We start from the raw sequence: 22226 nt of genomic DNA, 5'->3' as shown, positions 1-22226 counted from the left end.
ACGTTACTTAGCATGCTTTTCCTTTTCAGCTGCGGCCCAAGCAAGTCTGATCTGGAAGCACTGTCCCCTTCCGAAACCTATCCGGAAGACACCTTTCTGGCGACCCAGGAAAACAAAAAAGCCCTGATCGTGGTGGCACACGATGACGACCTGGTAGCCATGTCGGGTACCATTAGCAAGCTTAACCAACAGGGGTGGGAAGTAAAGCAGGTTACTTTTATCAGCGAAAGCCCGGAACGAGACGAAGCCTTGAAAAATGCAGTGCCACTTATTATGGATGGTGTAGAGTTTATTAATATAGCTCCGGAAGACAGGCGTAGCGATCTTAAGCCGGATGACCTGCCTTACATGCCAATACCTAAAGCTGACTTTGAAAAGGCCTTTACAAACCCTGCTGTGGCAGATGCACTGCTAAAAGAAATTAAAGCATTTGAGCCGACAGTGATTTTCTCAATGGATAACGTTATGGGCGGTTACGGACATCCGGAACATATTTTTGTAAGCCAGTTATTGCTTGACTGGTTTAGCGGAGACATTATTACACCAAAGCGCATTTATCAAACGGTTTACCCAGACAGTATGGAAGATAAGATAATCAAGCAGCGTTTAACCAAACTATTTGAAGAGTGGGGCCAGCCAAACTCCTATATGACTGCTTTGGAAATGTATAACATAACCGGCATGCCCGAACCTACTGTTGAGATAAACATTGAAGATCAATCGGAAAGTAAAATGAAGTTCTTGCGGGCTTTCAACGAAAGAGAACGGCAGGTAATCTCCTTTTTTGTTCCCTATTTTGAAAAATTCGACCACGAAGAGTACTTCGGGGTATTTAACAGGGAGTTTTTTAGAGTGATAGAGAAAAAATAAAGCTGAGTTACCTTAATACCCTTTGCAGTTTTATTATAGCTTTAAGCTTACTCCGGCTTCTCCCGTTTGTCTGTAAATGGGTTTTCTGAGGAGATCAATTTCACCGGTTCGCCTCTGAAGCCGCTATTTTCGTTGTGCTGGTCGTAGGGTACTTTAATGCCGTGGTAATAGTCTTGCAACTTATAATCTTTACGCAGCGGATGGCCCTCCCAGTCGGCAGCGCAAAGGATGCGGCGCATATCAGGGTGGTCTGTAAAGTAAATGCCCAGCAAGTCGAAAATTTCACGCTCGTGCCAGTCGGCTGTGCGCCAGATGTGGCTTACGGTTGGTACGGCTGGCATACTTTGCTCGGGAGTGTTGTTGCGCTGTACCTGTACTTTCAGCATCAGGTGGTGGTTATGCGGGATAGAGTAGAGGTTATAGGCTACCTCCATGGTGCCGGCTTCGGGCCCATTGTCTATGCCAGTAACACAGGATAGCAGATCAAAGTATGTAAGCGGATTATCGTGCAGCTCCAGGCACACCTCTGGCAGGCGTTCTGGTTGAAGTATAATGTATGGCTGCAGGTTGTCGGTATTGGTGCCAAGTATAACTTCTGCGCCAAACATATCAATTATAAACTGCTGTAGCTGCTCAAAATCCATAATTCTGAATGATTGAATGTGTGAATAAGTGAATTAAGATTGCTTCTCTGCATCTGCTACAGGCTGCCCTTGTTGTGCACGTTTCGCCATGATCTGCTGCACGGCTCTTGGTGCACGGATGGTCTCTTTCCGGATGATCTCCTGAAGCTTTAAAAAGCCACCGATCAGTGCTTCGGGTCTTGGCGGGCAACCGGGCACGTACACATCCACAGGTATGATTCTGTCTACGCCTTTTACCACGTGGTAGCCGTGCTCCCAATAGGGGCCGCCGCAGTTAGAGCAACTGCCCATCGAGATCACATAACGCGGCTCAGGCATTTGCTCATAAAGGCGTCGTATGCGATCAGCCATCTTAAAGGTAACCGTACCGGCCACTATCATTACATCCGATTGCCTTGGCGAAGCGCGTGGTATAATGCCGAAGCGGTCCAGGTCGTAGCCAGAGGCATAGGCTCCCATCATCTCAATAGCGCAGCAGGCCAGGCCAAAACCCATCGGGAACAACGACGTGAGCCGTGCCCAATTAAGCAGATCGTCCAGTTTAGTAATTACTATGCCGCCTTCTCCGGTTTTGTCCAAAGCAATTATGGGTTATGAATTATAAATTATGAATGTTTATACTTTAGGCTTAGCGTCTTGCTTGGCGTTAAACTGCTGATATACTTCCATTGGTATTTTAGAGCGACTCTGTGGAAGTATAGGCTTGGGTTTGATCCAGTCCAGGTGCCCTTTAGCCCAGGCATAAGCAAGGCCCAGCGCCAGTACACCAATAAAAATGAACATCTCGATAAGCGAAAACCATCCCCAGGCACCATCTGTGGCTTCTATCAGGTCTCTGCGGCCAAATACCGTTGCCCACGGAAACAGGAAGGCCAGTTCTACATCAAAAATGATAAAGATAAGTGCCACCACGTAAAAGCGTGGGTTAAACTGTATCCAGGCATTGCCAATAGGTTCCTCACCGCTTTCGTATGTCGTCAGCTTTTCCTGGTTCGGGCGGTTCGGGCGGATAAGCCTGCTGGTGAGCAAACCAATCACCACGAATATAGCGCCGCCAATCAGGAAGAGCAGGATGGTACCAAAGTCTGAAGTATAGTTTTCTGCCATTGCTTGCAGCTGTTTATACAAATTTACGATAAATTAATTACCCCTCCCCAGCCCTCCCCTAAAAACAGGGGAGGGAGTTTTGTGAATCTCTCTTTTTGTCATTTCTCCTGAGTTGGACAGGACAGCAAAAGTATAACCTTCACAAAGCAAAACCGCCTGAGCCATTAACTGACCCAGGCGGATTTATACTTTAATACAGTTGGCAGTTTACCACTTATAATACCCATTCTCCTCACCGTCATTTAAGATCTCGGCGGCGGTGTTTGGGCTTCTGCTAATGTCGTTTAGTTTACGCTCTTTCCAAACGGCGGCAGACTCTCGTACTACCTCCAGGTGCGCATCGGATTTAATGCGTTCTTCTTCGCGTTTGGCTTCTACTTCATACTCTGTTCGGGCCAAGAACTTGGCTTCGGCTACGGCGTGGCGGGTGTCATACTGCTTCTGACGTTCTGTTACGCGCTGCATTTCCTGGGTAGTGCGTTCGTGCTCTACGCCTTTCAAGATATCATCATACGGGCCTTTGCTGGAAATCAGTTTAGTAAAGATCGGTGCAGTTTCAAGGCAGATGAACAAGAGGGTAATAAAGAACACCGGCAACCAGGGCAGTTCGTCCAGCGCATTGATGCGAGCCATCAAACCATCGTAATTCGAAAAGCTTTCCTGACCCTCGGCCACTGTCTCATCATACTTTGACATCAGGTTTGCAATGCGCTGTTCCTTTAGCAAAATCCTATCAGCGGCGCTGGCCTGTAATAATTTCAGTTCTTCGTCTACTTTGTCGTACTGGCGTTTTTTCTCTTCGTAAATAGGGCCCTTACCAATTTTGCCGGTACCGCCTGTTCCGTCGGCTTCGGCGGCAACCAGCTCATAAAGCTTATTGCGTTCCTGCACTTTAGCCTCTACTTCCTGTCTGATAGCGGCAATCTCAGACTTTACAGAGTCTACCTCAGCAAATTGTTTGCCTACCAGTGCCTTGTGCTGTATGGCTAGTTCTGCCTGCTTTTCCTTAAGTATAGCCTGAATCTCCTTGTCGAATATTTTAAGCTCAAGCGGCTTAGAGATTACCACGGCTAGCACCAATGCCAGCAATATACGCGGCGTAACCTGCAGCAGCTCTTTCCAGAATTTGCCTTCTTTACGAAGCGTGGAAACTATAAAACGATCAAGGTTAAAGATAACAGCACCCCAAAGCAAGCCAAAAATCAAGGCCAGGTAAACTGTGTCGAAAACAGTATAAAGTGCGTAAGCTCCAGAAATTCCCGCAAGCAAGCCTGTGAAAAATACAGTGGCGCCTATGCCCGCATACTTCACATGCTCAGACTTAGAGCATTTTTCGAGAATGGTATCGTCGGCGCCGGCGCACCACCAAAAGAATTTCTTCATGTAAATAATTATCTGTACAGATTAAAACTGGCTCAACTGCAGTTAGTTACAGTATAACGCGCAATTTACCCACTTGCGTATTTTTGATCCTACAAATGTGACGAATGAGCTATAAAATGTGACGAACTTGCGGTTAATCCGGCAACAGAAGCGGCAGATACTTAAGTTCAATCTAGGCTAGTGTCCTTTAGCTTGTCGTATAGCAATAACGATGCAGCAGCACTGGCCAATACCATGCGGGTGTCGCTGGTAAGGTCTGGCCTCATCCATACTTTACCGTTATTTACAACCTGAACGGCTCCGATCACTTCCTCGCCATCCTTAAACTCATAACCAACAATGTCGCCTGTCGGTATCTTTTGGCCTTCGAATTTATACACCGGCGCTACTTTATACCTTTGCAGGCCATTTGTAACCTCGCCTTCAAATTTATTGCGTGCCAGGTAATGCCTGGGGTCAACTGTTAAGAGTTGCCATTGGCCGCTTTCCGGGGAGGTAAAGTAACTGGCGTAATATTCTTTATTAGCAGCCAGTTGTATGGTGAGACCGTTGTTTGATTTCAGGTTCTTCTCGTGTAGGTTGCTGGCGCCAAATACGTACCACTCTTCCCCATTCTGAGAATCCTGCAGGCTGAACTCATACTTTTGCGCAGACTTTACATTGTCGTAACCCAGAATATTGAAACCGCTGCCTCTCTTCCAGCCACGATGAACGTTGGCTACTGTATAATTACCGATCCTAAAGTCGCCGTTGGGCTTTAAAACTTTGCGGCCCTCTATAGGTAATTCCTGGGCCTGAGATTTGAAGTTGGACTCTACGGCCATATGTGGCACTGAGCAGGCTGACAACAATAGCACTCCCGCTAAGGCAGCCGATAATAGGTGCTTTTTCATAGTTTTGTAGGTGTAGCTGAATTAGTTATGCAATATAGGTATTGCAAGTATAGCCTTAGCATATATAGTGCCAGAAGCTGCTGGTGTTGTAGGTTCTGATACTGCCATTCCTCAGTCTTACCGCCTATAATTTTATTTTATACTTTAATCTCCTCAAGCCGGGGGCGGATCGCCTATCAAATAAGGTAACCATGATTGGGTAATTTGTAGGGACAGGTTGCGACCTGTCCGCTGATTGGCAGTAGCTATGAAACTTATACTTTGTCTAAAGCAGAAATTCTCCTCTTGAGAGCAGAGCGTTTCATTCTCTGATAAGCTCTATACTTATGGCGCGAGCGTCCTCGCTCGTAACTGGCTATAGCGTGGGCCTCTGGCCCAGTTGGGTTACAAACCCGACATCATAGTAAGACACGGGTTGCAAACCCGCGTCAGCGAAAGGAATCAGAGAATGAAACGCTCTGCTCTTGAGAGGGGCAGGGGTGTGTTATAGCAAAGGCTTAACCTCCCTTCTACCAAGATTCTTCCAGAATGACAGAAAGAATAGTTGCTGCAGACTCCTCTCCTTATGTGAAGTAAGGCTGAATTGGTTGGAAAACCTTAAAATAAAAAAGGTGGAAAGCCACAACAGCCTTCCACCTTTCTAACTCTTTAACTTTATACATTTCTAACTACTCTGAGTCTTCGTCAGGTAAAATCTCTACATCCTGCACCAGCACAAAGTTTTCTATCTCGCGGGCTTTTGGTGTGTTTGCTAAACCGCCTTCTGCAGTCTCTTTATACTTTCGCTCCATGCTTTCGCCAACTTCGCCAAGGGCTGCCACGCACTGGTCTACCGGTATAACGGGGTCTACGCCGGCAATAGCCAATTGTGATGATGAGTATGCAATAGCAGCGGCACTGGCGTTACGCACAATACATGGCACCTCAACCAGACCAGCCACTGGGTCACAAACTAAGCCGAGCATACATTGTATGGTAATAGCCACTGCATTAAACACCTGCTGCACATCTCCGCCCAGGCAGTAAACAATGGCACCGGCTGCCATAGCGGCGGCACTACCTGTTTCAGCCTGGCAGCCACCCACTGCACCTGCCAGAGATGCATTCTGCTCTATAATCAGGGCGATGCCGGCAGCAACCAGTAAACCTTCGTGTATCTTTCTGTCATCGAGCCCGTGCAGGTCCTGCAGGGTAGTAAGCGTACCCGGAAGTATACCAGAGGCGCCAGCAGTTGGGGCAGCTACCACGCGGCCCATGCAAGAATTAACCTCTTTAGCACCCAACGCACGCGAAACCAGCATCTGAAACTCCGGCGACAGCACTGTTACCGGTGAGTTGGCTACTTTTTTAGCGCCGTTGTTTACCATGCCAGAGCGGGAGGTCATATTTTCGGTAAGGCCGGTTTGTACAGCATCCTTCATTACCTCGTAGGCTTTGGCAATATTTTCCCAAATAAATTCTTCTGTGCGGCCTTTCTGCTCAATTTCATACTCCAGCACTGGCTGGTAAAGCGGCTCTCCGGTTTCGGCGCAATGCTTTTCCCAGCTCTTAAAATCATTGAATAATAACGACATCCTGTTTATTTCTTAAGTATAAGCCAACAGCCATAGCTATGGGGGCGGCCAATATAGTCACAAATTTGCAATGCAGCTAACGCTACTCTAAATAACAAAAGCAGAAGCATAAAATGTTCGGTCAGGCTAAAGTATACTTTGCTTTAACTCCTTTGGCTGCAGCACGTTCAAAGCATAGTTTAATTATACAAGCATATGGCAGAGGAAAAGAAACATGTGGCTATTCGTGTGTACGGAAAGGTGCAGGGAGTATTCTTCAGGGCCAGCACACAAGAAAAGGCGCAGGCGCTAGGGCTTACCGGCTTTGTGCAGAACGAAGATGATGGCACGGTATACTTAGAAGCCGAAGGCGATGCCGAAGCCTTACGTAAGCTGGAGCAGTGGGTGCACGAGGGGCCAAAGAACGCAAAGGTAAGCCGGGTAGATATTAAAAATATAAAGGAGTTGAAAGGGTTTGATGGATTTGAGCAGAGAAGGTGAGGATTAGGAAGATGTGTAATTAAAGATTAACTTTATCCTATATTGAAAAGTGTTTTACCCAACTATAATGAGCACAAGAATTCTGCACTGTTCCACTTCAGTCGAGAACTACAATATTTGTATTGAACAACAAGTAGCCGGATTTTCGCATCGTGGCCCGCAACCTCATGATTTGATCTACTTAGTTGTTAAAGTCGGGAAAAAGACACTTTGTGGTGCACGATTCAAGCTTGATAAGTTAACCAATTTGAAGCCTTGGCCAGACGGTGATAGGTATAAACATACTTTGAGTCTAAAAGAGTTAGAGTACTGTAAGCCTTTTGATATTGCTTTACTATCACAAGTAGGAGGCAAATCTTGGAGTATAAAATATATTCAGGGTTCTAAACCAATCTCAGATCAGCTTGCATGTGATTTACTAAACAAAGAGTTTATAAGTAATAAGATAGATAAATTTATACCTTTTGAATTAGATACTTTTATACTTCCAGGCACCGAAGCAAAAGCTTTGGTAGATCTTACAGATGCTCTTATTGAACTTCCTCCGCTTACCCGTGATTCAATAAAAATTCAAGCTACTATATCCAAGATTGGGGAAGGAATGGGCTTAAAGGTATGGTTGCCAAAAAGTGACAGGACTAGAGTTTTTGAGGTATGGGTGCCAAAGCAAGGCTCAGTATTGAATGACCTGCCATTGAATTATGATTTTGATACGTTGAAAACGATTGAGAATATAGATGTGCTGTGGATTAGTGGTCGTACAATTATAAGAGCTTTCGAAGTAGAGCACACTACGTCTATTTATTCAGGCATCTTAAGAATGGCTGATTTGATGGCATTACAACCAAACTTATCTATCAAAGCACATATTGTTGCTCCAGTTGAAAGAAAAGAAAAGGTAATGCATGAACTGTCTAGGCCTGTTTTTAAACATATGCTAGCGCCTTCTTGTACTTTTATTTCATATGACTCTATCGAAGAGTTAGCACAGCAAAAAATGTTGAAATTCATTAAAGATTCCATTCTCGATGATTTATCCGAATCTGCACTCGATTCTATAACTAAAGATGCAATAGTTTAACCTCCCCATGCTCCGCACCCTCCTACAGCAAGTCCCATACTTCACCTCAGACGACGTAGATGCTTTTTTGCCGCTCTGGAAGAAGGAGGTACAGCTAAGCAGGTATGATTTCCTGATACAGCAGGGGCATGTAGAGCAAGGTTTATACTTCGTAACCTCAGGTGCGCTGCGCATTTACTACCCCCTCCCCGACGAGGATATTTGCGTTGGTTTTGGCTACCAGGGTACTTTGCTGGTTTCGTTTCCGTCGTTTGTAGATGGCAAGCCTTCTGCTTATTATATCCAAGCCTTAAAAAGAAGTGAGTTGATAGGTATTACCAAGCAGGACTTTATGCAGTTGATGGAGCAACGGCCTAACATAAAGCGCTTCTGGTACGAGCAACTGGAGCAGGCGCTGGTGGGCAAAATAGAGCGTGAGGTAGATTTACTCTTGCCAGAACCAGAGCAGCGCCTGCAGCGTGTTATGCAGCGCAGTCCGCACCTGTTCCAGTACATCCCCAAAAAATATATTGCCTCTTACCTGCGCATGTCTCCGGAAACACTAAGCCGGTTAAAATAGGCAAACAAAGTATAAAAAAGCTATTTGGTTAAATCGTTATAGTGCCCAACCAGGTTCGCCAAAGCCTCATCATTTTTTAGGTCTAATCGGTTAGCCTTAATATAAGCCTCTAACTCAGTCTTTTTATCGGGTAAAGCCTTAAGTATAGCTTTTTTGTCGTTCTTTACTTTAACCAGTTTGTCGTTTTTGGCAATGTAGTAATGAGAGTCAGACTCAAAGGTTTTTACTTTGGTGGAAGAACCGTAAGGTAGCTCTTCAAATATTTTCTTGGAGGTTCTCTTCAAAAGTTGCGTAGGGCCATCGGCGAGTACTTCGTAAAACGCGTAGGGGTTAGCGCCATCAACGGGAATAAAGCCTCTCCGGAACACGCGTTCTTTAAATTTTAGATCACTTTTGCCTGACCTGATTGAGAACTCTGATATAGGGTCAATAAATGTTTTTGCTTCACCCTTCTCACTCTTAAACATAAGCTCATCTGCCATCTGGTCGTACATCAGTTGCACGCCTTCATATGTTACGCCTTTACCAGTGGTTACGCTACCTGTCATCCAGGTATCGTAGAGGTAAGCAGAGCCTCTAACATCCGTATACGTTTTAGCCAGGAAAGGCTGGCCCATCTGGTCTACAATAGCAAATTGGGCAGATGCACTTATGACCGCTAAAAGCGCAAAAGCACTTGTAAGTATAAACCTGGGAATTACTTTGTTCATAATATGAAGCATTTTGTAAAGTACAATTTACGTAAAATTTCTCAAATTTATTCGCACAAAGTATAAAGTTGACCTTCTCCAAAAACAGCTCAGCTAGCCTAATGTAAATATTGATTTGAATCAAGGTTTGCAGCTCAAGCCTGGGTTAACTTTGTAGCGTACAAAATAAAACTATGAAAAACATGAACAGGCTAGAGCAAATTACCCAGATCAACAAAGGCCTTACCGAAACTGTAGCCAACGAGTTTCCGAAAATGGACCTGAATTCGCTTAACTTTAAGCCAGGCCCTGAGAGTTGGAGCATACTGGAGTGCCTGGAGCACCTTAACCGTTACAGCCGCTACTATAACCCTGCGCTGGCCAAAGCCATTGCCAAAAATGCAGACGGCACTTTTACAGGAAGTATAAATTATAGCTGGCTGGGTAAAAAATCTTTGGACATTGTACGGCTTCAGAATATGAAGAAGCACAAAACAGTAAAGCACATGAACCCCAATAACAGCCAACTAGGCCGCACTACTGTGGATGAGTTTTTAAAGCACCAGGAGGAGTTACAGCAGCTACTACAGAATGCCAAAGGTAGTAACCTGAACAAAAAAGTTATACCGGTAGAGTTCTTTAAGCTACTGAAGCTGCGCATCGGCGAAACGCTTGAGTTTATGGTAGCGCACCAGGAGCGGCACGTGCAGCAGGCGCTACGGGTAAAGCAGCAACTGGCGCAGCAAGTGGCGGCCTAAGTGTAAAGCTGGTACAGGTGTCTTTTTAAAGGCTGCTACAACTTTACTATAACTTCCTGCTTCTCGCCTGTTGTCAGGTCTATTTTGTAAAGCTGATGGCTGTTGGTGCTGGTAGCCCAGAGTTTCCCGTTTATAAAAGTGACATCGTTGGGTTCGCTAAGGCCACTGGCCAGCGTAGATACTTTATTGCGGGATACATCCAGCTTTTTGATCTTGCCATTGTAGGTATCGGCAATGTACACATCGCTGTCTATAATCTCCAGGCCAACGCAATGTTGCAGCAGGGCATCATCCACATAGCCATCGGCATCGCCGAAATCAAACAGGCCTCTGCCAAGTGGGGTAAGCACCATGCCTGTTTTCAGGTTTACCGTACGGATGGCGCTTGCCTCGGCATCGGCTACATACAGCACATGCTCGTTGTGGGCCAGTCCGCTTGGCTGGTTAAAGGCTGCCTCGCGCAAATGGCCATCTGTCAGGGCCTCACGGCCGGTGCCGGCAAAACGGTATACTTTTTCAGTTTCCAGGTCCATGCGCAGTATCTGGTGGTTGCCGGCGCTGGCAATAAACATACTATCGTGATAAATGAGCAGGTCCCAGGGGCTGTTGGGATTTACGGGTTCATCTAGCCTGTCATCCAGAAAATAATATTCCAGTTCGCCGGTGCCGGCTGCTGTGCTTACCATTTTGTGTTTTAGGTCTACTTTCCGGATGGCGTTGTTCTTTGCATCTGCTACGTAAAGTATATTGCCATGCAAAGCCAGTCCGTGAGGCTCGTAAAAAGTAGAATCGGCGTAGCCTCCGTTATTAAATCCCTGTTCGCCGCTGCCGATTACCTCCAGCACCTGCCCATCCTGGTTTAGCTTCAGAACTCGGTTGTTCCCGCTATCAGATAAGTATAAGTTTTGATCTGCATCGCTGATAAGCTTGGAGGGAAAGTATAAGGCAGAGGCTTCCTTTGAAGGTGTCTTAAATTGAAATGGCTTGTAGTTCAGCTGATCTTGAAACTCGTTTTTCAGTTTCTGGATGTATGGGTGCACTGTGTCATACACAGCCTCGCCGGCATGCTGGCCAATAACTTTTCCGTTAGGGTCTATCAGCACAATGGTAGGCCAGGCCCGCACGCCGTAAAAATTCCATATTTTATAATCGGCATCGTTTACCACGGGGTGCTCAATCCCGAGTTTCCGGATGGCCTGCTCTATGGTGTCACTTTGCTTTTCTGCATCAAACTTAGCTGAGTGTACGCCAATCACGACTAAAACATCAGCATATTCTTTTTCGAGGCGCTTCAGGTCGGGGATAATATGCTGACAGTTAATACAGCCAAAGGTCCAGAAGTCCAGCAGCACAATTTTGCCTTTAAAGTCTTTTATAGACCAGGCTTTGTCGGTATTAAGCCAGCCATGTTCTGTAGTTAATTCCGGTGCGTTTACGCGGCCTGTCAGCATAATATAAGTTTGTTTCGGTTTAGCGTTGTTCTTAATCCTACAGCGTAAGTATGGTAAAAGTTTTTCTTTTCTGATGCTCCTGTCAGTATATAAAGTATAAGTGTTTTAAAGTATAAAATTAATTTGTACCCAGGTTTTTCAGGCGATGAGTTTTAATAGTTGCGTTTAAAATCTTTAACTTGTAAGGCACATAAACACTTTCCCATGACAGTTTCTAAAATGGCGCAAAACCTGATCGGCTCCGAAATTATTAAGGTGGCCGGCGAGGTAAACGCAATGATCGCAAAAGGTGAACCTATCTGCAACCTTACCATCGGCGACTTTAACCCCAGCATTTACCCGATACCTGCAGAACTGCGCCAGGGCATAACCAAAGCCTACGAACAGGGGCATACAAATTACCCTCCGGCCAACGGTGTGGCTGTATTGCGCAAAGCTGTGGTAGCCTTCACTAAAGAAAAACTAGGACTAGAGTACCCTGAAAACGATATTCTAGTGGCTGGTGGCTCCAGGCCATTAATCTATGCTACTTACCTGGCACTTATTGATCCGGGAGATAAAGTAGTTTACCCTACGCCGTCGTGGAACAATAACCACTATTGCCATCTGTCCGGCGCCACGCCTGTAGAGGTAAAAACAAGGCCCGAAAATAACTTTATGCCTACTGCCGGGGATGTGAGGCCGCATCTGAAAGGCGCAACTATGCTGGCACTTTGCTCGCCGCTTAACCCAACCGGCACCATGTTCTCTAAAAAAGACCTGGAGGAGATCTGTGATTTAGTGCTGGAGGAAAACCGCAGCAGAGCAGAAGGAGAGAAACCGCTGTACATACTTTACGACCAGATCTATTGGATGCTGACCTTCGGCAATGCCGAGCACTATGATCCGGTAAGCCTGCGCCCTGATATCCGTGACTATGTAGTCTACATAGATGGAGCCTCTAAGTGCTTTGCTGCCACCGGTGTGCGTGTTGGGTATGCATTCGGGCCAGCAGTGGTGATGGATAAAATGAAGTCTATACTTGGGCACGTGGGAGCCTGGGCACCTAAAGCAGAGCAGATGGCTATGGCTGAATTCCTGCAGCAACCGCAGGCTGTGGATGGCTTTATGAATGAGTTCAAGCCAAAGATACAGGAGAGCCTGGATGCACTGTTTAATGCGTTTCAGGAGTTAAAAAAAGATGGATTTCCGGTTGATGCCATTGCGCCAATGGGTGCTATTTACCTGTCTGTTAAGATAGACTTAGCCGATAAAACTACTCCGGATGGTAAGGTGCTGCAATCAAGCCAGGATGTGACTTCTTATGTGCTGCACGAAGCAAAACTGGCGGTAGTGCCTTTCTCTGCCTTCGGTTCCAGCCGCGATCTTAACTGGTTCAGGTTATCTGTTGGTGGTGCTTCTTTAGAGGAGATAAAAGATTCTTTGGGAAGATTGCGGGTAGCATTGGAGAGATTGCAGTAGTTTATACTTTAGGAATTATACTTACAGCAGTACAGTCTTAGTAGGGTGTACTGCTGTTTTTTTGTACCTGCTGTATTCTGATGTAAGCTCTGCTATATTTTCTAGCTATTGCTGTTCCTCAGTCTTACTTAGTCATAGTTTCACCTAAGGCTTTGGTGCGCTCAAGCCCGCGTAGGCTCGTCTTTGCGCATCGCGCTGCTTTCGCTTCCTTTGCTCCTTACGTCGCAATGTCTCGCTTGCGCTCGCCACTGGAACCTCTCGAGGCGCTCAACGCAAAGACTGGGATCGACACTTCTTGGCTAAGACCTTTGCAGCAGGAACCAAAGTATAAATGCTGATTTGTAGGGACAGGTCGTGACCTGTCCGCGCGATGAAAGCTGCAATGAAACTATATTTTGATCATGCCCAACTGCTGAAATTCCCCTCTTGAGAGAAGCAGGGGTGTGTTTATGCTCTCGCTAATGGAGGAGTCGGTTGCGTTTTAACAAGCGCTTAACCTCCCTTCACACAAGATCTTTACAAGATGACAGGAGGAAGAATGGCTGCGAGAATAATAGCAAAAGAAACGGTTGTAGCAGGATTTTTCGCATTAGATGCTAGATGTGGCTTCTAAAGCTTCAGAGGGATAGACGTAGCTGGAACCTGTAATAGCATGATCAGTTAAATCAACTTAATCTGTGGTCAATAATCCTGTGTATCCTTCTCTATCCTGCAAATCCTGATTCAGACAACAGAAATCTGCCTGTTTATACTTTCCTCCAGCGAGATAAACGTTTCAGTGCGCTGCACACCTTTTACCGGCTGTATCTTCTCGTTTAACACCTCGCGCAGGTGGTTAGTGTCGCGGCAGATGATCTTGATAAACATGCTGTAGGAGCCGGTAGTATAGTGCAGTTCTACAATCTCCGGTACCTGGCGCATCTGCTCTACGGCATCTTTATAAACAGATCCCTTCTCCAGAAATACACCTATAAAAGCGCAGATGTCAAAGCCAATGGCAGCCGGGTTAATAAGCAGCTGAGAGCCTTTTACCACTCCCATCTCTGTTAACTTTTTCATGCGCACATGAATGGTGCCTCCCGAAACATTGAGTTCTTTCGCAATATCGGTGTAAGCACGGGTCACATTGTGCATCAGCAGGTTCAGAATCTGCTTATCCAGGTTATCAATTTCATAATTCATAAAGCACTATACTTCTTCTTTTTTACAAAGTTTCAATAAACTGCAGTTTCTATTGTATTATTTGCAAATATAAAAAATATAATTTGATAAATTGTTAATAATTTGAATCAATTATTAAATTTGGTAAGTATAAACCATCAATTGTTTGTCAAATCTTAAAAAATTATGGAGTTAGAAACACTAACAAAACCAACGTTGCTGGATGTTACGTTGGAGCACCTGAGCCGTGCCAAATTGCCTAAAATTCTGCAGGTGCAGCAAGGGATAATCCGCGCCACACATGAATTCATGTTTAAAAAAGGCCTTACACAGCTGATGCCGCTCATGCTCTCTCCGATCACCGATCCGCTAAACCATGGTGTGGTAGATGCAAGTATAGGGTACGCTGACCGCCGCTGGAGCCTGACCAAATCGATGATCTTTCATAAGCAGCTGGCCTTGCTAAGCCCTGTGCTGGAGAGCCTGTACATTGTATCACCTAATGTGCGCCTCGAGTTTGCTGACCGTGCCGATACAGGCCGGCACTTGTTTGAGTTTACGCAGGTAGATTTTGAGTTTAAAGGCAAAGACAGGTTTTATGTGATGGAATTTGTAGAGGAGCTGGTAAACTTCATCTTCACAAAATTGAACGCTGAGATACCGGAGATACTGCTGGACCTGCGTGGCGAATTACTTCCGTTGTATGAAAAATGGCCGGTATACCGCACCGAAAAACTGGAGGCTGCCCTGGGGCCGGAATATGAACGCATGAAATCAGAAGAGGCAACTGCACCGTTCTGGCTGCTAAACCACAAACGCGAGTTCTACGATAAAGAAGATCCTTCTAAGCCGGGCACTTACCTGAACTATGACATTATCTGGCCAGAAGGCTTTGGCGAGGGGTTGTCCGGAGCTGAGCGTGAACATGAGTACAAGCAGATACTAAAGCGCATGGAAGAAACCGGCACCGACAAAGAAGCTTTTAAGTTTTACCTGGAGGTGGCCAAAGAGTCTGGTTTGCCTAAGACTGCCGGTGGTGGCTTTGGCGTGGAACGTATGACCCGCTTTATCTGCCGCTTAAAAGATGTGGACGAGGCAACCGTTTTCTCACGTAAACCATTTACAAAAGCCCTGTTTTAAACGAAAAACGAAGTATGGACGACAATAGCGATAATGCAGACAATCCTGCGAATAATAAGGTAACATAAACGGCCTGCACCAATTAAGATGCAGGCCGTTTTGTTTTTATACTTTGTTTTTATACTTCGGATATCGTTAATCGTTGTTGGCTATTCGTTGTTCATTATTGAGTAATCGTTTTGGTTATTTGTAGAGACGCAATACGTTGCGTCTTGCTTGCCATGAAACAGCACAAGTGACACTTCGTTCAACCTTGGGCTATGGGGAAATTTATACGCAAAATATTACGTCCTAAGATCTCCTAATAGCGGATAACCAACTTACTGCCCTGTAGCAGACAAGACGCAACGTATTGCGTCTCTACATTTCCCAATAACTAATAGCAGGCAACCAATAACGAAACCTTACTTCCTTTCCTTCCAGAGTTGATTAAACGACTTTTTAGGCAAATGCAGCGGCTCACGGCGTTTGCTCCAGGTATCTTTTAGTACATACTTCAGCACATAATTTTTGACTCCTGCAGGTGCCATGTTCAACAGTCGGCGGCTTTTCATGGCTTTCACCCAGAACTTAAAGGCTGTTTTCTCCTGCCCGTCGGCCATGCCTTGCTCTACACTTTGCTTGCGGTTTAAAAGCAGCAGGTTGTGTATATTGATTTTAACCGGGCAAACAGAGGTACAGGCACCGCATAGCGAACTGGCAAAACTCAGGTGTTTGTTCTCAGCCATGCCGCTTAAATGCGGTGTAATCACCGAGCCAATAGGGCCGCTGTAAGTACTTTCGTAGGTATGGCCGCCAATGTTTTTGTATACCGGGCAAATGTTAAGGCAGGCGCCGCAACGAATGCAGTTCAGGGCTTCCCGCTTTTCCGGCAAGGCCAGCAACTCTGTACGGCCGTTATCCAGCAATACTACATACATCTCTTCCGGACCATCCATCTCTTTTGGCTGGCGTGGTCCCGTCATGATGGTGTTGTAGATGGTTACGTTCTGGCCGGTGCCGCTGGTACTCAATAGTGGCCAGAATAGGTCCAGATCCATCACCGATGGGATCATTTTCTCGATACCTACGATGGCAATATGCGTTTTCGGGAAAGTGGTGGAAAGTCTTGCGTTGCCTTCGTTCTCTGTTACAGCCACACCTCCAATGTCCGCAATTAGAAAGTTACCTCCTGTTATACCTACCTCTGCTGAAGTATACTTTTCGCGCAACAGTTTACGGGCTACGCCTACCAGTTCTTCAGCATTATCGGTGGGTGGAATACCCAGCTTGCGAACAAATAAGTCTGCAATGTCCTTTTTAGACATGTGCATGGCCGGTGTTACAATGTGGTAAGGGCGTTGCTCTGCCAGCTGCACAATGTACTCGCCCAGGTCGGTTTCCACTGTCTCAATGCCATTTTTCTCGAGGTAATCGTTTAGGTGGATCTCCTCTGTTATCATGGATTTAGACTTTACAACGGAGCGGGCGCGCTTGCGCTTCATGATTTCGCCTATCTCTTTCAGGGCTTCCTGGGCGTCGCGTGCCCAGATAACCTTGCCGCCACGGGCCGTAAAGTTAGACTCGAACTCCATCAGGTACTTATCTAAGTTGTTGATGGTGTTCGTCTTTATAAAAGAGCCGCGCTCGCGGGCTAGTTCATGGTCGCTGTATTGGGTGAGGCCACGCTGCACAGCGGCGTTATACTTGCCGATATTGAACTTGATGGTTGCGCGGTGGCCCTGGTCGAATGCTTTTGTCTCTGCGTCCAGCAGAAACTGTTTAAGTTTACTCATACTGTATCTACCCTACGGTTTTCGGAGACAAAAGCTGCCCCCTACAAAAGAAAAACACCCTTAAAGTTAGGGTGTTTTTCGCAAAGCTACTAAAGGTGTAGCACTTATACATTAAACGGCTGCTACTGCAGCTGTAGTATACTATTTCTTATTGCTGTCTACTACAATTCGGTTCTCGCGGTTGGCAAGTTCCCAGGTAGTATAAAATGCCAGTCTGGCAACTTTCTCAGCGCTTTCGTAGATGATCTTGTCTGCCTCGTCGCCTGGCTGGTGGTAGTCTGCATGCACTCCGTTAAAATAGAAGATGATCGGAATGCCGTGTTTTGCGAAGTTATAATGGTCTGAACGGTAGTAGAAACGGTTAGGGTCTTTCTCGTCGTTATACTTGTAGTCGAGTCTCAGGTTTACGTGTTTCTGGTTTGCCTCTTCGTTTATCTGGTGCAACTCCGAAGAAAGCTTATCAGCACCGATCACGTAGATGTAGTTGCTGTCGTTTTTCTTCTCATTGTCGAAGTCCATGCGGCCGATCATGTCGATGTTTACGTTGGCAACCGTATTTGCTAACGGGAAGATCGGGTTGTTGGCATAATACTCAGATCCTAGCAAGCCCTTTTCCTCTGCGGTTACTGTCATAAACAGAATGCTGCGGCGCGGGCCATAGCCATCTTTTTTAGCCTGAGCAAATGCCTCAGCCAGTTCGATAACGGCTACTGTACCAGAACCATCGTCGTTGGCGCCGTTGTATATCTTGTCGCCTGTGCGTGAATCATCCACACCTACGTGGTCGTAGTGGGCGGTTACAACGATTACCTCATCCTTCTTGTCTGTACCTTCAACATAGCCAAGCACATTTTCTGTAGGTAGTGGCTCAGACTTTCTGCTCATCAAAATTTTAATGTCAGAAGCTGGCTTGAAAGTAGCTGTAGCTGCAGTTTGCTCTAGCTTTTCAGGGGTAGTGCCAAGTATAGCTGCACCCACAGTTGGCGTTGTATAAATGCTGGCAGGGCGAGTGCTACCGCCAGACACCTGCGAAATAGATGGCTGAGATATACGATGAGTGTAGCGGTCTGCCATCGTGCGGTATTCTTCGGCTCCCATTACATAAGCTACACCTTTAGCACCTGCTTTTTCGGCCGCGGCAGCAAAGGCGCGCGTTCGGTTCTGCGTTTCGGCGCCACTACCCAACATGGTTACTATCAACTTGCCTTGAGCGCTTTTATCTGCAATTTGAGCTGCATCAGTTACGTAAACAGCCTCTATAGCCTGCTCTGTGCTAAATGGCGAAGAGCCAAGCGGGAAGAAATCCTGCATCATCAGGAATTTCTGGCTGCCTATGGTTATATGCCCCTCGCCCCAGCTGCTTTTTTGTAGGTCGAAGGTTTGGTAATAAGGGTTAGCGCCGCCTTTTACCGGGCCCGCCAAGCCATCCTCGCGGAACTCGCGCGCAATGTACTCAGCTGCCATTTTCTGGCCTTTCTCACCGGTGTTGCGTCCTTCATACTCATCGGAAGCGATGATATAAAGGTGTTTCGACAGATCAGCTGCCGTAATGGTTTGTGCATACTTTGGCGCAGCCTCGCTCAGCTTGGCCACATCTGTGGTTGGATTACTGGCGCTTGGACCCTTGGCACAGCCGTAGCCAATAGTGGCTAGTAAAAGGGCAGCGTAGAGATTATGTCTCTTCATGGTTTGGTTTAGGTGTTATTAAAGTTTAGTTCAGTTTAGACTAGCACAAGTGTAGGTGGTTTAATCTGTGCCGGTTACTGCTTCACAATCAAAACAGTTGCAAATGCCGCTACACCTTCTTTTTTGCCTACAAACCCTAGGTGCTCGGTGGTAGTGGCTTTAATAGAGATATCATGTTCTGGTATCCCCATTACCTCAGCCAGGCATTTTTTCATGGCCGGGATGTGCGGATTTACCTTAGGCTCCTGCAGGCAGATGGTAGAGTCTATGTTGCCGATCTCGTAACCTTCCCGTGATAACAAATGCATAACCTCCTTCAAGAGTATCTTACTATCGATTCCTTTATACTGCGGGTCTCTGTCGGAGAAGTGGTAGCCGATATCGCGCATATTGGCGGCACCCAGCAGGGCATCACAGATTACATGTATCAGCACATCTGCATCAGAGTGGCCAAGTGCTCCGTGTGTATGTGGAATCTTAATGCCGCCGAGCCAGAAGTCCAGTCCCTCCTGCAGTTGGTGCACGTCGTAGCCAAAGCCGGTTCTTATTTTCAGTTTCATCTGATGTTATACTTAAAGTATAAGCCAGGCCATGCAGACCGGGCAAATATAAAAGGTAAATCTAAACGAAAATTACGATTACTGGCTAGTATAGATGCTGTTTTTTGAGGTTTATACTTTGAGGTTTCAGAATAAGTATAAAAATGAAAAGCCAGCCGCAGTAGCAGCTGGCTTTTCGGGTATATATAAAAAGTGTCTTAAACTTAGGCCTCTACCTCCGCTAACGAAGGGTAATCAATATAGCCTTTGGCACCCGGAACGTAAAATGTTTTGCTGTCGGCTTCCTGCAGTTCTGCATCCTGCTCAAAGCGTGCAGGCAGATCTGGGTTAGCGATAAAAGGTACTCCGTAGGCTACCATGTCGGCAGCGCCTTCTTCTATTACATTGTTGCCACTTTCTTGTGTAAAGCCACCGTTTATAATCAGGTTGCCTTTGTAGACTGGGCGGTAACGTTTGGCAATGTTAGGCTCTATGTGCGGCACATCTTTATTTGCCGGCGAAGCCTCGGTTAAGTGCAGGTAGGCCAGTTTATACTTGTTCAGGTTCTCGATAATATAGTCGAAAGTTGGAATAGTATCCTCGTTCAGGGTCATGCCGAAGGTGTTGTGCAGACTTGGGTTTAGCCTTACGCCAATGCGCTCCGCAGGTACCACCTCTTTTATGGCATCTATCACTTCGAAAAGTATACGGGCGCGGTTTTCTTTAGATCCACCATATTCATCGTTGCGGATATTAGAAGTAGAGGCAAAGAACTGGTGCAGCAGGTAACCGTTAGAGGCATGAATCTCTACACCATCAAAGCCAGCTTCCATAGCGTTTGCTGCAGCTGCTTTATAGTCCTGAATGATCTGCTTTATCTCAGGTATGGTTAGGGCGCGCGGTGTTACCGTATCTTTAAACCCTTCCGGCGTAAAAGATTTAGATTCCGGGTTAATGGCAGAAGGAGCCACAGGAAATTCGCCGTTATGGAAATCGGGGTGCGACATGCGGCCCACGTGCCAAAGCTGGATAAATATCTTGCCACCTTCCTGGTGGACGGCATCTGTTACTTTTTTCCAGTCAGTTACCTGCTCTTTAGAGTAAATGCCGGGGGTGTTGATATAACCAACAGCTTGCTTCGAAATCTGCGACCCTTCTGAAATGATAAGGCCGGCACCAGCGCGTTGAGTATAATAGGTTACCATCATTTCGTTTGGTGCATTATCCCTGTTATCGGCGCGGCTGCGCGTCATGGGTGCCATTATTACCCGGTTGTTCAGTTCCAGGTCGTGTAATTTTATAGGTTTTAAAAGTGCTTGTGACATAAGTTGGATTGTTAAATTGTTGATAGTTGAATTGTTGAGCGAAACGTGAATCAGTTTTCCTAAACTCACTCAATCACTCATTCAAAATTGAACCTAGTCCCAGTTTGGGGCGAAGGATGGGTTGATAACGCGTATGTTATCTTTCTTTAGCTGGTCTATCTGGCTTACCTCCTCCTGCGTCAGTTCAAAGTCGAACACACCTATATTTGATTTGAGGTGATTTAAGTTCGATGTTCTCGGGATGGCCAAAACATTGTCCTGCTGCATCAGCCAGCGCAGCGATACCTGTACTTCGTTTTTACCATACTTATCGGCTATGCTTTTTAGCACAGGGTTACCGATAACTTTGCCTTGCGCAATAGGGCTGTAGGCGGTTAGTGTAAGGTTGTGCTGCTGCAGGTAAGTATAAAGTTTATCCTGATTAATAAGCGGATGATACTCCACCTGGTTTGTAATGATGTTGGCACCAGTAGCCAGTACCTCGTTTAACAGTTTGGTAGGGTGGTTGCTTACGCCGATGTACCTGGTGTAGCCTTTCTCTTGCGCTTTCATCAGTTCTTCCATATACTCAGCCACAGGCACATTCGCATTCGGCCAATGTATCAGCAGCAGGTCTACGTAGTCGGTTTTCAGCTTTTTAAGGCTCTGCTCCACCGATGGTAGAAAATCTTTTTTAGAAAGGCTCTCACGCCATACTTTGGTTGTCAGGAAGATCTCTTTTCTGGCAACATCTGCTGCCTCAATAGCACGGCCTACGCCTTCTTCGTTTCTATAAATCTGGGCAGTATCGATGTGGCGGTAGCCTTCTGCAATAGCTGCCTGCGTTATCTCAAATGCTTTGATGTCTTCCAGCTGAAAAGTCCCCAACCCTAAGGCTGGTATCGTTGCTCCTTTTATTTTAACTTCTTTCATAATTAGGGTTCGTACATTACTTGTATGTACAAATATAAATTCAAAAAAATAGCTTATCCTCTAAGCCTGTCTAATAAGTTACTTGCCATAACAGCTTCGTCCCGCGAAAGGTTATGGAATTTGGCAAAAAGCTCCGGCGATTTCTCATCTACCTGGGCCAGTTTCTCAAGCCCCTTTTCTGTTATCCGGACTTCTATCATGCGTCGGTTGGCAGCGCAGATGTCACGTGTAACATAGCCTTTCTCAATCAGCTTATCAATCAGGCGGGTTACGTTGGAGTTGCGGTCTACCATGCGGTTCTGAATATCGCCAAAACAAACCGGATCGGGGTGCTGCCCTCTAAGTATAGCCAATACATTATGCTGTTGTAACGTAAGACCCAGATTCTTAAAAAACGGCATCACCTGTTGGTTTACCCAATTGTTCGTGAACAACAGGTTAGCCATCAAACGGCGGTAATCGTCTTTAAAGTGCTTCTGGTGTATTTCGTCTTCTATGCGCATTTGTCCTGCTTAAGCGGTGCAAATATAAAGATGTTGTTTGTATATACAAATGTGGGGTGGGAAAGGTTCTGTCTAAATGGTGTTATTTGTGACCTGTGATTTAATACAGCTGTTTATTCAAGCCTACAGATCATCTCCCTGCCCCCTTAGAAGGGCGCAGGGAGATGATTAAACTATCAGAACAACTAACATCAAAAAGAAGAAGCGGCACAAGCCGCTTCCCAAGTATAAATTT

The 22226-nt window shown here is 46.0% G+C and carries 22 protein-coding genes; 7 read left to right on the top strand and 15 right to left on the bottom strand.

Annotated elements, in window-relative coordinates; translation table 11 throughout:
- Window positions 1-12: 12 nt before the first annotated feature.
- A complete protein-coding gene (locus K0O23_RS07835; protein WP_219876860.1) occupies window positions 13-870 on the top strand; it encodes a PIG-L family deacetylase in 858 nt (285 codons plus the stop codon).
- Window positions 871-917: 47 nt separating this feature from the next.
- On the opposite strand, the gene K0O23_RS07830 is transcribed toward K0O23_RS07835, so the two are convergent.
- The 6 genes from K0O23_RS07830 to sdaAA form a co-directional block, all read right to left on the bottom strand.
- The gene (locus K0O23_RS07830; protein ID WP_219876859.1) at window positions 918-1514 is read right to left on the bottom strand and encodes an NADH-quinone oxidoreductase subunit C; all 597 of its coding nucleotides are present in this window, start codon (window positions 1512-1514) and stop codon (window positions 918-920) included.
- Window positions 1515-1547: 33 nt separating this feature from the next.
- Entirely contained in the window at window positions 1548-2102 is a 555-nt protein-coding gene (gene nuoB, locus K0O23_RS07825) for an NADH-quinone oxidoreductase subunit NuoB (RefSeq protein ID WP_219877047.1), read from the bottom strand.
- A 27-nt stretch (window positions 2103-2129) separates the two neighbouring features.
- Window positions 2130-2621, bottom strand: a complete 492-nt coding sequence (locus tag K0O23_RS07820; protein WP_219876858.1) for an NADH-quinone oxidoreductase subunit A — start codon at window positions 2619-2621, stop codon at window positions 2130-2132.
- Between the two features lie 207 nt (window positions 2622-2828).
- On the bottom strand, window positions 2829-4004 hold the full coding sequence (locus tag K0O23_RS07815; RefSeq protein ID WP_219876857.1) for a DUF4407 domain-containing protein: 1176 nt from the start codon (window positions 4002-4004) through the stop codon (window positions 2829-2831).
- 167 nt (window positions 4005-4171) lie between these two features.
- A complete protein-coding gene (locus K0O23_RS07810; RefSeq protein WP_219876856.1) occupies window positions 4172-4897 on the bottom strand; it encodes a hypothetical protein in 726 nt (241 codons plus the stop codon).
- 668 nt (window positions 4898-5565) lie between these two features.
- Complete coding sequence (gene sdaAA, locus K0O23_RS07805) at window positions 5566-6471, bottom strand: L-serine ammonia-lyase, iron-sulfur-dependent, subunit alpha (protein WP_219876855.1); 906 nt, start codon at window positions 6469-6471, stop codon at window positions 5566-5568.
- Window positions 6472-6666: 195 nt separating this feature from the next.
- On the opposite strand from sdaAA, the gene K0O23_RS07800 reads away from it, so the two are divergent.
- The 3 genes from K0O23_RS07800 to K0O23_RS07790 all read left to right on the top strand — a co-directional run bounded on the left by K0O23_RS07800 (window position 6667) and on the right by K0O23_RS07790 (window position 8591).
- Window positions 6667-6951, top strand: a complete 285-nt coding sequence (locus tag K0O23_RS07800; RefSeq protein ID WP_219876854.1) for an acylphosphatase — start codon at window positions 6667-6669, stop codon at window positions 6949-6951.
- Between the two features lie 67 nt (window positions 6952-7018).
- Window positions 7019-8032: a hypothetical protein gene (locus K0O23_RS07795; protein WP_219876853.1), complete on the top strand. Its 1014-nt coding sequence runs from the start codon at window positions 7019-7021 to the stop codon at window positions 8030-8032.
- Between the two features lie 7 nt (window positions 8033-8039).
- Entirely contained in the window at window positions 8040-8591 is a 552-nt protein-coding gene (locus K0O23_RS07790) for a Crp/Fnr family transcriptional regulator (RefSeq protein ID WP_219876852.1), read from the top strand.
- Between the two features lie 20 nt (window positions 8592-8611).
- Here K0O23_RS07790 and K0O23_RS07785 read toward each other — a convergent pair whose 3' ends face one another.
- On the bottom strand, window positions 8612-9301 hold the full coding sequence (locus K0O23_RS07785) for a hypothetical protein (protein ID WP_219876851.1): 690 nt from the start codon (window positions 9299-9301) through the stop codon (window positions 8612-8614).
- Window positions 9302-9474: 173 nt separating this feature from the next.
- Between K0O23_RS07785 and K0O23_RS07780 the strand changes: the two genes are divergently transcribed.
- Window positions 9475-10038, top strand: coding sequence for a DinB family protein (locus K0O23_RS07780; RefSeq protein ID WP_219876850.1), 564 nt, complete (start codon window positions 9475-9477; stop codon window positions 10036-10038).
- A gap of 35 nt (window positions 10039-10073) precedes the next feature.
- On the opposite strand, the gene K0O23_RS07775 is transcribed toward K0O23_RS07780, so the two are convergent.
- Complete coding sequence (locus K0O23_RS07775; RefSeq protein WP_219876849.1) at window positions 10074-11489, bottom strand: thioredoxin-like domain-containing protein; 1416 nt, start codon at window positions 11487-11489, stop codon at window positions 10074-10076.
- Between the two features lie 204 nt (window positions 11490-11693).
- Between K0O23_RS07775 and K0O23_RS07770 the strand changes: the two genes are divergently transcribed.
- On the top strand, window positions 11694-12950 hold the full coding sequence (locus K0O23_RS07770; RefSeq protein WP_246596990.1) for a pyridoxal phosphate-dependent aminotransferase: 1257 nt from the start codon (window positions 11694-11696) through the stop codon (window positions 12948-12950).
- A gap of 723 nt (window positions 12951-13673) precedes the next feature.
- Here the strand turns inward: K0O23_RS07770 and K0O23_RS07765 are convergent.
- On the bottom strand, window positions 13674-14132 hold the full coding sequence (locus tag K0O23_RS07765) for an Lrp/AsnC ligand binding domain-containing protein (protein ID WP_219876848.1): 459 nt from the start codon (window positions 14130-14132) through the stop codon (window positions 13674-13676).
- A gap of 165 nt (window positions 14133-14297) precedes the next feature.
- Here K0O23_RS07765 and K0O23_RS07760 point away from each other — a divergent pair, with 165 nt between their 5' ends.
- Window positions 14298-15251, top strand: a complete 954-nt coding sequence (locus K0O23_RS07760) for an asparagine synthetase A (RefSeq protein ID WP_219876847.1) — start codon at window positions 14298-14300, stop codon at window positions 15249-15251.
- Between the two features lie 404 nt (window positions 15252-15655).
- On the opposite strand, the gene K0O23_RS07755 is transcribed toward K0O23_RS07760, so the two are convergent.
- The 6 genes from K0O23_RS07755 to K0O23_RS07730 form a co-directional block, all read right to left on the bottom strand.
- Complete coding sequence (locus K0O23_RS07755; RefSeq protein ID WP_219876846.1) at window positions 15656-17026, bottom strand: LutB/LldF family L-lactate oxidation iron-sulfur protein; 1371 nt, start codon at window positions 17024-17026, stop codon at window positions 15656-15658.
- A gap of 141 nt (window positions 17027-17167) precedes the next feature.
- The gene (locus K0O23_RS07750) at window positions 17168-18712 is read right to left on the bottom strand and encodes a M28 family peptidase (RefSeq protein WP_219876845.1); all 1545 of its coding nucleotides are present in this window, start codon (window positions 18710-18712) and stop codon (window positions 17168-17170) included.
- A gap of 74 nt (window positions 18713-18786) precedes the next feature.
- A complete protein-coding gene (ispF, locus tag K0O23_RS07745) occupies window positions 18787-19272 on the bottom strand; it encodes a 2-C-methyl-D-erythritol 2,4-cyclodiphosphate synthase (RefSeq protein ID WP_219876844.1) in 486 nt (161 codons plus the stop codon).
- Window positions 19273-19475: 203 nt separating this feature from the next.
- A complete protein-coding gene (locus K0O23_RS07740; RefSeq protein ID WP_219876843.1) occupies window positions 19476-20576 on the bottom strand; it encodes an alkene reductase in 1101 nt (366 codons plus the stop codon).
- Between the two features lie 93 nt (window positions 20577-20669).
- Window positions 20670-21488, bottom strand: coding sequence for an aldo/keto reductase (locus K0O23_RS07735; protein WP_219876842.1), 819 nt, complete (start codon window positions 21486-21488; stop codon window positions 20670-20672).
- A gap of 53 nt (window positions 21489-21541) precedes the next feature.
- Window positions 21542-21991 carry a MarR family winged helix-turn-helix transcriptional regulator gene (locus K0O23_RS07730; RefSeq protein ID WP_219876841.1) on the bottom strand — a complete coding sequence of 150 codons (450 nt, stop codon included), beginning with the start codon at window positions 21989-21991 and terminating at the stop codon, window positions 21542-21544.
- Between the last annotated feature and the right edge of the window lie 235 nt (window positions 21992-22226).

The organism is Pontibacter aydingkolensis (assembly GCF_019443125.1).
In the GTDB taxonomy this organism is placed as follows: Bacteria; Bacteroidota; Bacteroidia; order Cytophagales; family Hymenobacteraceae; genus Pontibacter; species Pontibacter aydingkolensis.
Note: the sequence above shows the minus strand (reverse complement) of the source record. Positions and strands in the feature narration are given on the sequence as shown.